The sequence below is a fragment of the Tychonema sp. LEGE 07196 genome, assembly GCF_963890365.1.
Lineage (GTDB): Bacteria > Cyanobacteriota > Cyanobacteriia > Cyanobacteriales > Microcoleaceae > Microcoleus.
In genome coordinates, this window is record NZ_CAWPRX010000130.1 from 1 (window position 1) to 7242 (window position 7242).

The 7242-nt window shown below is 46.7% G+C and carries 3 protein-coding genes; 1 reads left to right on the forward strand and 2 read right to left on the reverse strand.

Annotated features, from left to right (window positions below):
* Positions 1 to 4382: CHAT domain-containing protein (locus AACV78_RS15450; protein ID WP_194074414.1), on the forward strand; the 4382-nt coding region annotated here is incomplete at its 5' end.
* A gap of 349 nt (positions 4383 to 4731) precedes the next feature.
* Here the strand turns inward: AACV78_RS15450 and AACV78_RS15455 are convergent.
* Both AACV78_RS15455 and ligA read right to left on the reverse strand, forming a co-directional pair.
* The gene (locus tag AACV78_RS15455; protein WP_228042711.1) at positions 4732 to 5229 is read right to left on the reverse strand and encodes a hypothetical protein; all 498 of its coding nucleotides are present in this window, start codon (positions 5227 to 5229) and stop codon (positions 4732 to 4734) included.
* Positions 5230 to 5535: 306 nt separating this feature from the next.
* Positions 5536 to 7242, reverse strand: a 1707-nt coding sequence (gene ligA, locus AACV78_RS15460) for an NAD-dependent DNA ligase LigA (protein ID WP_194074415.1), incomplete at its 5' end; no start/stop codon positions are given.

Genomic DNA, 7242 nt, shown 5'->3' on the forward strand with positions numbered 1-7242 from the left:
ATGCTGGCGGCACAACTACACTCAATGGCGATGTCAAGACAACCGGCAGTCAAACTTATGGAGATGCTGTCACAATTACCAAGAATCCGACTCTTACAGGGAACGGCATTACTTTCAACAATACTGTGGATGGCACCAGCGATTTGACTGCGAACGCGGTGAGCGGTAGTGTTACATTCAATGGTGGAGTTGGCAATACCGCAACATTAGAAAATATTACAGTTAATAGTACAGGAACAACTGCATTTAATGCCGTCAAGGCTGCTAGCGTCACCACTAACGCTGGCGGCACAACTCAACTGAATGGCAATGTGACAACTACGGGAAGTCAAACTTATGGAGATGCTGTCACTGTTGCCAATAATCTGATTATTTCAGGTGACAATCTTACTTTTAATGATACAGTTAACGGCAGTAGCGAGTTGACTGTGAATGGGGATACCGGTAATGTTACATTTAATGGTGCAGTTGGCAATGCTAATTCTTTAAGTAAGTTGCAAATTAGCGGAAAAAATATCAATGCAAATTCTGCGATTAACGTAGCTGGCAATATTGGAATTTCGGCTGATACTATCAATCTGCAAGGAACTTTGACTACTACCAATAACGGTACGCTAATAATTAGCAATACGGGCAATCTAAATATTTTAAATAATCTGAACTTAGACGGTGCATTTAATCAAAATGGCGCGGGAAGCGTTGCCCTGAGCGGAAATATTACCACAACTAATGACAACATTAGTTTTAGTGGGCCGGTGACATTAAATACTCCTGTAAATTTTACACTCGGAGATGCAACTATTGCTTTCGGTTCTAGTTTATCGGCCGGTAGTAACCCGCTGACTTTAACTGCCGGTGAAATTGATTTTTCAGGTAAGGTTTCTGGTACGGGCGCGCTAACGCTGCAACCAGCAACAGCCGGCCAAAATATTGTGGTTGGCGGAACTGATAACAATACTACCGCTTTAGATTTGACGGGATCGGAACTTAATTTTATTCAAAATGGGTTTAGCTCGATCGCGATCGGGCGATCGGATAGCACCGCCAAGGTTAGTATACCTAATAATCTCACATTTTTAGACCCCGTAACTATTCAAGGGGGAACTGGGACGATCGCACTTGATGGCACTCTGACGGGCAATGACAACAGCAGTATCGCCCTCAACGCTTCCACAATTAATTTAAATTCTGGCATCAATACCAATAAAAACCCGATCGTCCTTAACGGCACCATCCAACTCGGAAACGATATTAATCTCAGTACCGGCGGCGGAGATATTAAGATAGTTGGTGCGATCGACGGCAATCATTTGTTAAACTTAGATGCAGCTACAGGCAATGTGCTGGTGCAAGGAAATATCGGCGGAACAGCACCACTTTCTGTTTTGAATGTTACCGCAAAGCAAGCGGAATTGACAGGTAATATTGCGAGCAATTCGGGTTTTAATATTGCTGCTGACAGCACTAAATTGGGTGGCAATGTTACTACCAATAATGGCAATATCAATATTAACGGTGTTCTCGGGTTGACGAAAGACGCGATATTGGGCACGGGTGGCGGAAATATTGCCTTTGGAGGTGCGATCGACAGTATTGATGTGGCCCGCAGCCTAAATCTGGATGCAGGTAGCGGCAGCATCACTTTCAGCGCAGCAGTCGGCGCCACTGGACAGTTAGCAAATGTTGCGATCAAAAATGCTGGCGACGTAACAGCCAACTCGACAATTAATGTGCAAAGCTTGCAAATAAATAGCGCGGGAAATATCAATTTATTGGGCAATGTTACTGCTTCAAATGCTGGAAATGGAGGGACGATCGAGCTTTTGAACCCGCAGGGAAAAGTGAATGCTCAAGATTTGAATACAGCGGGAAATACGGGCGGGAACATCACCGTTAAAGCTTTAAATTCAATTACGGCGGGACAAATTACCTCCTTCGGTACAGCGGGAAATGGCGGCAATGTGTTCTTAGATCCGATCGGCGATATTCAAGTAAAGTCGATCGATGCACAAGGCGGTACTGGCGGCACCGGTGGGAATGTGTTTATTGAATCGACAGGGGGATTTTTCCGCGCTACTGGTACTTTTTCCACCCCACTTTCGCCGACGGGATTTGCTAGCATTTCTACTGCTGGCGGTGCCGGTGGTGGCCAAATTACAATTGTGCACGCTGGGGGAGATGGAGGGTCGCCGATTCAACCGTTTGTCGTTGGAAATGCTGCTAGCAACGGTACGGCGGGCGCAATTACCACGGGACAATCTAGCATTACATCGCAGTCGTTTCCGCGTTCTAGTAGTGTGGGTAATATTGCGTTTTCGACTGACGACGCGATCGATCCCACGCCGACAACTCCGCCGACAATTCCGCCGACAATTCCGCCGACAATTCCGCCGACAATTCCGCCGACAACTCCGCCGACAATTCCGCCGACAACTCCGCAGATAATTCCGCAGATAATTCTGCCCACAACTCCGCAGATAATTCCGCCCACAACTCCGCCGACAATTCCGCCCACAACGGAAACTATTCCGCCGATAATTCCGCCGATAATTCCACCGATAATTCCGCCAACAACGGAAACAATTTCACCAACTATTCCACCAACTATTCCGCCGATAACGGAAACAATTCCACCAACTATTCCGCCGACAATTCCGCTGACAATTCCGCTGACAATTCCGCCGATAACGGAAACTATTCCACCAACTATTCCGCTGACAATTCCGCCGATAACGGAAACTATTCCACCAACTATTCCGCTGACAATTCCACCGACAACGCAAACAATTCCGCCGATTGTTGGGCTGACACCGCCGCTGCTGCAGTCGGTAGCAGTAAATTCGATCGACTTTAACGCATTACCACCCAGGACGATCGCACCCGTCGCCACACCAGCAACACCACTATCGCCCACAGCCACAGCAAAACCCGCACCGCAACCCTCAATCCCCGATCCAGAAGACTTGCAAGGCCGTCGCAAAACTCCACCGCTAGACAATCCCGGCGCTGCTGCCGATCGAATTTTAAAACTTGATTCGAGTATCATCAGTCAGTTGCCCCCGGCATACCGACCGGCAACAGTTTCCAGCAGGGAAACAGCGCCACCACTAACTCCTAATTCTTCTTTAGTTCTGGGATATGTTCCACCTCCCGATCGACTTTTTGAAGGTAACGACATAGAAAAAACAGTCTGGGGAATTGAACAAACAAGGAATCAAGAATTTGGACAATATCTGGGAGTAACAGCCAATCTTCCAGATCAAAAAGTCATGATTGCGACATTCCAACAAACTTTACAAAATATCGAACAGCAAACCGGCAAGCGGTCTGGTATCATCTACATAATCTCGCTAGCCGATCGACTGGAACTAATTTTAGTTCCCCCCGTGGGACGGCCGATTCACTACAGCGTCCCTGAAGCCAACAGAGCAGCTCTTTTCCCCTTTGTTCAGGAGTTGCAGGCTGAAATCACCAGTCCGGGAAAACGCGGTACTACCACTTATCTACGCGCCGCCCAGCAATTATATAAATGGGCGATCGCACCCCTAGACAAAGACTTAAAAAACTTAGGAATTCAGACATTGTTACTGTCAGTCGATCCCGGATTGAGGAGTATGCCCTTTGCCGCTTTGCACGACGGTAAAGGCTTCTTAATTGAAAAATACAGTTTCAGCCTCATTCCGAGTTTTAGCTTGACTAATAGCGATTATAAAGCAGTTACAGACGCCACAGTGCTAGCAATGGGAAGGTCAGAATTTGTTAACCAAAAACCCTTGCTCAGTGTGCCGATCGAATTACAGGCGATTTCCGCTCAGTGGCACGGGCCATCTTTCCTCAATTCGACTTTCACTTTAGATAATCTCAACTCCGAACACGCCAAAAGAGGATTTCGGATAGTTCACCTAGCAACCCACGCCGACTTCCAACCGGGAAAACCAAGCAATTCTTACATTCAACTGTGGAATTCCAAATTGCAGCTCGATCGCCTAGAAAGTTTAAATTGGCGCAATCCGCAGGTAGACTTATTAGTATTAAGTGCTTGTAGAACAGCCTTGGGCGATGGGGAAGCAGAGTTAGGTTTTGGAGGTTTAGCGGTAAAATCCGGCGCGAAATCTGCTTTAGGGAGTTTGTGGTATGTTGACGACGGAGGCACTTTGGCGCTGATGAGCGAATTTTACCACCAGTTGCGAGGAGCCACAACGAAGGCAGAAACTTTGCAACTTGCTCAACAGGCGATGATTGCTCATAAAGTTCGGATGGAAAACGGGCAGTTAGTAACAACAGCGGGCAAATTGAATTTACCGGCTGACTTACAACAAAACCAAGATTTTTCTCATCCTTACTACTGGAGCAGTTTCACCCTAATCGGCAGTCCTTGGTAAGAGGGAAAGTTCGGCAACGGATTATGTAACGGATGTAACGGATGTAACGGATGTAACGGATGTAACGGATGTAACGGATGTAACGGATGTAAGTCCGTCGGAAGATGGAAGTTCGGCAACGAGCAATGTACGGGATGTAACGGATGTAACGGATGTAACGGATGTAACGGATGTAAGTCCGTCGGAAGATGGAAGATGGAAGAAGTCAAGGGTAGGATGCGTCAGGAAAGGTGATTTTCAATTATCACTCCTCATTTCATTCTGACGCACCATTTATTCTTGCCATCAGAATCATATTTTTCCGATTACCAAATCATATTTTTCCGATTACCAAGCGAGTTAAAAGTTATCAAGAAGCAGAACCTCTTGGCCCTCCCTGTTTCACGTTAGGCGCTGCGGTTCCGTAATTGACGCGACAACCGATGTTTAACAAACTAGAACTGCATTCTAGAGGGACAATTTGCTGGTCGAGGAGAGCGCTGCAACTTACATACTGGTCGTTATTAGTATCTCTTACCATACATTCGATCGCCCTAGCGCCCGATCGACTCGCCCAACTCTTCATACCTGCGACTGCAATCATGTGCTGCCAGTAAAACCAAAACAGGAACACTCCAAACAGTACCGCCACTGCTAATCCTGCTTTAATCTTCCAACTGCCCAGGATATTTCCCAAGCTACTTTTTAAGTTTTCCGTCATAGAAATAGAGGTTTCGGAACTTATTTCTGGAGGTGGCAAATTTGTTTGTGTTGGTTCTGGGATTTCCGACATCACGTAGCTCCTCTGATTTTTGCGATTGGCTGGGAATTGCTGGAGGCGATGGCGCGCTCTTGCAAATTCTCTCAAATTTTAGCAAAACTCGTCTGTACTGGCAACCTCAAAAAGCAGTAGCGCCCCGGAAGTATGTATATTGTATCGAGCACGAGCGCGATTTCTATGCCTTTTGAGGTATTGCACAATTTGCGTTAGCGGAGCCCGCCCCTACGGGGGCTGCGCCAACGAAGAGGATCGGCTATTTTGCACCTAGGGAAATAGAATTGTTGCCTATGTTCTTTGAAAACGGCTGAATGAATCAGCTTTTTTTTTAACCGCAGAGGCCGCAGAGGCCGCAGAGAAAGAGCAAACAGAGATATATTGATTTTCACCAATCATTTATGGTTTCGATAGCAGTTCTAATAACTCAGATTCCGAAAGTAGTTTTACCCCCAAAGATTGAGCTTTTTCTAATTTAGAACCCGCATCTTCACCGACAACCACATAATCAGTTTTAGCACTCACAGAACCTGTGACTTTACCTCCAGCTTTGACAATCAAATCTTTGGCTTCATCTCGTTTCAGAGTGGGCAAAGTTCCAGTCAGCACAAAGGTTTTTCCAGCAAATTGTAAATTTATATCGGCTAAATTCTGACTTTTCACTTCGGAGTGCAATTGCAATCCCGCAGTTTTTAACCGTGCGATTAAACTTTGATTTGCCGGAACTCGAAACCACTGAGAAACCGATTGTGCAATTTCCGGCCCGATGCCGTACACGCCCTCAATCGCAGCGGCCGATACTGCGGCTAACTCTTCCACATTTGCAAACCTTTCTGTCAGCAATTGCGCGTTGACACTACCAACGTGGCGGATTCCCAAGCCGTAAAGTACCCGCGAATAAGGTTGATTTTTCGATTGGGCGATCGCACTTACCAACTTTTGGGCCAACTTCTTACCCATGCGTTCCAAACCCATCAATCTTTCCGCAGTCAAATCGTACAAATCCGCCGCAGAATTGAGCAGATTGCTATCAACCATCTGCTGCACCAACTTTTCCCCAACACCGTTAATATCCAGAGCATCCCGGCTGCAAAAATGAATCAGCGAACCCCTCAAAATTGCCGGACAAGATGTATTTATGCAGCGAGTAACCGCCTCCCCTTTTTCCCGAACCACAGGCTGGGCGCATTCGGGACAGCAACTAGGCATTTGGAAAAGTTGAGCATTTTGGGGGCGAAGTTCTGGCAAAACTCGCACAACTTCTGGTATAATCTCTCCAGCTTTTCTGACAATCACAGTATCGCCAATGTGGAGATTTAGCTCGGAAAGTCGATCGCTATTGTGGAGAGAAGCCCGCGAAACCGTGGTTCCAGCCAACTGCACCGGTTTGAGTTCCGCTACAGGTGTCAGAGCTCCGGTTCTTCCTACTTGTACGGTGACTCCTTCCACAATTGTAGGGACTTCGGCGGCCGGATACTTCAGGGCGATCGCCCAACGCGGAAATCGTTGAGTAAAACCCAATTGTTTTTGCAACAAAACCGGATTAATCTTAACAACAACCCCATCAGTCATGTAAGGCAAATTTCCCCGCTCCGTATCCCAAAATTCGTAATACTCCCGCACCTCATCCAAAGAATAGCAAACTTTGCGATTGGGATTCACCTTAAACCCCATTCTTCGCAACAACTCCAAAGATTCCCACTGCGTGTCACTCTCATTCCCCTCATCTAAATACAGAGTATAAGCAAAGAAATCCAACCGTCGCTTATCCACAACTTTAGAATCCAACTGTCGCAGCGTACCCGCCGCCGCATTCCGAGGATTAGCAAACAATTGTTCCCCCGCTTTTTCCCGTTCCCGATTAATTTCCTCAAACACAGCTAAAGACAAAAAAGCCTCTCCCCGCACTTCCACCACAGGCGGCGGATTATCTAAATTGAGTTTTAAAGGAATCGAGCGAATAGTCTTGACATTTTGAGTAATATCCTCTCCCGCAATCCCATCTCCCCGCGTCGCACCGCGAACTAAAATCCCATTTTCATAGGTTAAGGCCAAAGCAGAACCGTCAATTTTTAACTCGCAAACATAGGAAACCCCCCCCAGCCC